At 65.0% G+C, this 4,256-nt stretch carries 5 protein-coding genes; all 5 read left to right on the top strand.

Annotation, left to right across the window (positions count from 1 at the left end; all coding sequences use genetic code 11):
• A partial coding sequence (locus tag AC1DT2_RS16790) for a molybdopterin-dependent oxidoreductase (protein WP_477297585.1) occupies window positions 1-1,935 on the top strand: 1,935 nt, incomplete at its 5' end.
• Window positions 1,936-1,937: 2 nt separating this feature from the next.
• The gene (gene nuoH, locus AC1DT2_RS16785; RefSeq protein WP_063571793.1) at window positions 1,938-2,960 is read left to right on the top strand and encodes an NADH-quinone oxidoreductase subunit NuoH; all 1,023 of its coding nucleotides are present in this window, start codon (window positions 1,938-1,940) and stop codon (window positions 2,958-2,960) included.
• Between the two features lie 5 nt (window positions 2,961-2,965).
• The gene (gene nuoI, locus AC1DT2_RS16780; RefSeq protein ID WP_063571794.1) at window positions 2,966-3,457 is read left to right on the top strand and encodes an NADH-quinone oxidoreductase subunit NuoI; all 492 of its coding nucleotides are present in this window, start codon (window positions 2,966-2,968) and stop codon (window positions 3,455-3,457) included.
• Window positions 3,458-3,473: 16 nt separating this feature from the next.
• Window positions 3,474-4,133 carry an NADH-quinone oxidoreductase subunit J gene (locus AC1DT2_RS16775; RefSeq protein WP_063571795.1) on the top strand — a complete coding sequence of 220 codons (660 nt, stop codon included), beginning with the start codon at window positions 3,474-3,476 and terminating at the stop codon, window positions 4,131-4,133.
• A partial coding sequence (locus AC1DT2_RS16770) for an NADH-quinone oxidoreductase subunit K (protein WP_477297587.1) occupies window positions 4,130-4,256 on the top strand: 127 nt, incomplete at its 3' end. The genes AC1DT2_RS16775 and AC1DT2_RS16770, both read left to right, overlap by 4 nt.

The following is a 4,256-nucleotide window of genomic DNA, read 5'->3' as shown; positions in this document are numbered from 1 at the left end:
GGCTATGGCCGCTCGGTGTCGCGCTACAACGAGCGCAAGCGCACCGTTTCCGACGAGAACCTCGGGCCGCTTATCGCGACCGAGATGACCCGCTGCATCCAGTGCACGCGCTGCGTTCGCTTCACCAGCGAGATCGCCGGCACGTACGAACTCGGCGGCATGAGCCGTGGCGAGAACCTGGAGATCGGTACCTACATCGGCAAGACCATCGAGAGTGAACTGTCGGGCAACATCATCGACGTTTGCCCGGTCGGCGCGCTGACCAACAAGCCGTTCCAGTTCCAGGCCCGCGCCTGGGAGCTGGTGGCACGCCCGTCCGTCGGTTACCACGACGCGCTGGGTTCGAACCTGTGGATGCACACGCGCCGCGGTGAAGTGCTGCGCAACGTGCCGCGCGACAACGAGACGATCAACGAATGCTGGTTGTCCGATCGCGACCGTTACAGCCACCAGGGCCTGTACGCCGCGGATCGCGTGAAGTCCCCGATGGTCAAGCGCAACGGCCAGTGGTCGGCAACGACCTGGGATGACGCGCTCGCGGTTGCGAAGGAAGCGCTCAAGAGCGTTCCGGGTTCGGATCTCGGCGTGCTGGTGAATCCGGCCACGTCGAACGAGGAGGGCGAACTGCTCGTCCGTCTCGCCCGTGGCCTGGGTAGCGCCCATGTCGACCATCGCCTGCGTCAGCTCGACTTTGCCGACAACGCGTTCGCGAAGGCCTTCGCCTCGCCGATCGCCTCGTTCGACAAGGTGAAGGCGGCGCTGCTGGTCGGTTCCGACCTGCGTAACGAAGTGCCGCTCCTCAACCACCGCATCCGTCAGGCGGTGAAGAAGGGTGCCAGCGTCTACGCGGTCAACCCGGCCCACTTCAACTTCAACTACCCGCTGGCCGGCGAGTCCGTCGCCGCGCCGCACGCGCTGGTCGCCGAACTGCTGATCCTGGCCAAGGCCGCCAGCGAGAACGGTGCCACGGTGCCGGAATCGATTGCCTCCGCTCTTAATGGCGTGGACACGACCGACGCCCACCGCGCCGCCTTCAAGGCGCTCGGCGACAACGCCGTCGTTATCCTCGGCCACGCCGCGGTGACGCATCCGGAAGCCTCGTGGCTGCGAGCCATCGCGCGCTTCATCGCGCAGGCTGCCGGCGCCTCGTTCAATGAGATCCCGGTCGGTGCCAACGCGCTGGGCCTGGCGTCGGTCGGCGTCCTGCCGACGGCGGGCGGTCTCGATGCGCGCGGCATGCTGACCCAGGCCCGCAAGGGCTACGTGCTCTACAACGTCGAGCCGCCGCACGACTTCGCCGATGGCACGCTTGCCCTGCAGGCGATGCATTCGGCGCAGACCGTGGTCGCTTTCGCCGCCTTCGCCAGCGATGCGCTGAAGGACTCCGCCGATGTGATCCTGCCGATCGGCCTGACGCCGGAGATCGACGCGACCCTAGTCAATGTCGAAGGCACCGCACAGACCGTGCTGCCGGGTGCCAAGGCACCGGGCGATGCGCSTCCGGGCTGGAAGGTGTTGCGTGCGCTGGGTGGCATGCTCGGTGTTGCCGGTTTCGAGTTCGACGATCTCGTCGGTCTGCGCGCGGGCCTGACCGAGCGCGCGTCGGAGGTTCGTCCCTCGCTTGCGACGCGTGCCTCGGGCGTGAGCTTCTCGCGTCTGGCCACCACGCCGATCTACCGCGTCGACGCGGTGGTCCGTCGTGCCGGCGCCCTGGCTTCGCACCCGCTGAACCGTGCCGCTGCCATCCGCATCAACGCGGACGCCGCCGGCAAGCTCGGTCTTATCGATGGCGCCAACGCGCGCATCGGCGATGCCGTCCTTCCGGTGGTTATCGATGCCTCGGTGCCTGATGGTGCCGCGTGGATCGAAGCCGCGCACTCCGAAACCGCCATGCTGCCTCCGTACGGCGCGGCCATCACCGTGAGCAAGGCGTAACCATGGGCGCTCAACTCTTCGATCACGTCTTGATGCCGGTGCTCTACATCCTGGCGATCGTGCTGCCGCTGGTCATTGGCGTCGCGCTGTACGTCTGGTGGGAGCGCAAGGTGCTCGGCTGGATGCACGTCCGCATGGGGCCGAACAAGGTCGGTCCCGCCGGCTTGCTCCAGGCCTTCGCCGACGTCGTCAAGCTGCTCCTGAAGGAAGTCGTCCTTCCCACCAACGCCAACCGCGCGCTCTACTTTCTCGCGCCGATGCTCGCCCTGGTCCCCGCGCTCGCCGCGTGGGCCGTGGTGCCGTTCGGTCCGGAAGTGGTTCTCGCCAACGTCAACGCCGGCGTGCTCTACCTGCTGGCCATGACCTCGATGGGTGTGTACGGCATCATCCTCGCCGGCTGGGCATCGAACTCGCGCTACGCGATGCTCGGTGCGATGCGTGCCGCGGCGCAGGTGATCTCGTACGAACTGTCGATGGGTATGTCCATCGTCTGCGTGCTGGTGCTGACCGGTAGCCTGAACCTCTCGGCCATCGTCCACGCGCAGTCGGGTAACTTCTTCACCTGGTACTGGCTGCCGCTGCTGCCGGTGTTCGTCATCTACTTCGTCTCGGGCGTGGCGGAAACCAACCGCGCACCGTTCGACGTGGCGGAAGGCGAATCCGAAATCGTCGCGGGCTTCCACGTCGAATACTCCGGCTCGCCGTTCGCGCTGTTCTTCCTGGCCGAATACGCCAACATGATCCTGGTCAGCTTCCTGACCTCGATCTTCTTCATGGGCGGCTGGCTCTCACCGTTCCCGGAAAGCTGGGGCCTGATCGGCCACGGCGGTTTCCATTGGCTCTTCATCAAGGCCTTCTTCTTCGCCTTCCTGTTCCTGTGGTTCCGCGCGAGCTTCCCGCGCTACCGCTATGACCAGATCATGCGTCTCGGCTGGAAGGTCTTCATCCCCATCACCATCGTCTGGGTCCTCGTCGCCGGCTGCATGAAGTATTTCGGCTGGGTCCACCTCGGCACGGGAGCCTGAAAGCCATGACCCGCGTAACCCACTATCTCAAAAGCCTGCTGCTCATCGAGCTGTTCAAGGGCATGGGCCTGACCATGCGCTACATGTTCAGCCCGAAATACACCGTTCGCTATCCGTTCGAGCACATTCCCAAGTCGAACCGCTTCCGTGGCCTGCACGCCCTGCGCCGTTACGCCAACGGTGAAGAGCGCTGCATCGCCTGCAAGCTGTGCGAGGCGGTGTGCCCGGCGCTGGCGATCACGATCGACTCGGCACCGCGTCCGGAAGATGGCCAGCGCCGCACCACGCGCTACGACATCGACCTGTTCAAGTGCATCTTCTGCGGCTTCTGCGAAGAGAGCTGCCCGGTGGATTCGATCGTCGAGACGCACGTGCACGAGTACCACTTCGAAAATCGCGGCGAGAACGTAGTAACCAAGGCCCAGTTGCTGGCCATTGGTGACCGGTTCGAGCAGGACATCGCTGCCGCCCGCGCGCAAGACGCGGCTTACCGCTGAGCGCCCGGAGAACTCGATGAATACCGATCTGCTTCAACTCATCTGTTTCTACCTCTTCGCCGCGGTGGCCGTTATCGGTGCGCTGATGGTGATCACCGTGAAGAACTCGGTCCACGCCGTGCTCTCGCTGGTGCTGACCTTCTTCAGCATGGCCTGCGTATGGCTGTTGGCCGAAGCGGAGTTCCTGGCCGTTGCGCTGGTAGTCGTCTACGTCGGCGCGGTGATGGTGCTGTTCCTGTTCGTGGTCATGATGCTGGACATCAAGCAGGAGGTCGTCCGCGAGGGCTTCATTCGCTACCTGCCAGTGGGCATCGTCGTCGCGGTGGTCATGCTGGTCGAAATGCTAGCGATGATCGGCGTGAAAGCCATGCACGCCCACACGCTCGGTCCGAACCCGGCCGGTAACTCGAACGTCGCGTGGCTGGGCCAGGCCCTGTACACCGACTTCCTGCTGCCGTTCGAGATCGCCGCCCTGATCCTCACCGTGGGTATCGTCGCCGCCGTCGCCCTGACCCTGCGCCAGCGCGTCGGTGTTCGTCACCAGTCTGCGGCCCAGCAGGTCGTGGTCCAGGCCACCGACCGCGTTCGCGTGATCAAGGTTGCCAGCGAACAGATGGCTTCCGTCAGCCCGGCCCCGGCGCCGGTCGTCGACCCGACGCAGGAGAACGCCAAGTGATCACGCTTTCCCATTACATCGTCCTCGGCGCGATCCTCTTCTGTATCGCGGTCGCCGGACTCTTCATCAACCGCAAGAACGTGATCGTGCTGCTCATGGCGATCGAGCTGATGCTCCTGGCGG

Source organism: Luteibacter sp. P4_E6, from assembly GCF_056401535.1.
Note: the sequence above shows the minus strand (reverse complement) of the source record. Positions and strands in the feature narration are given on the sequence as shown.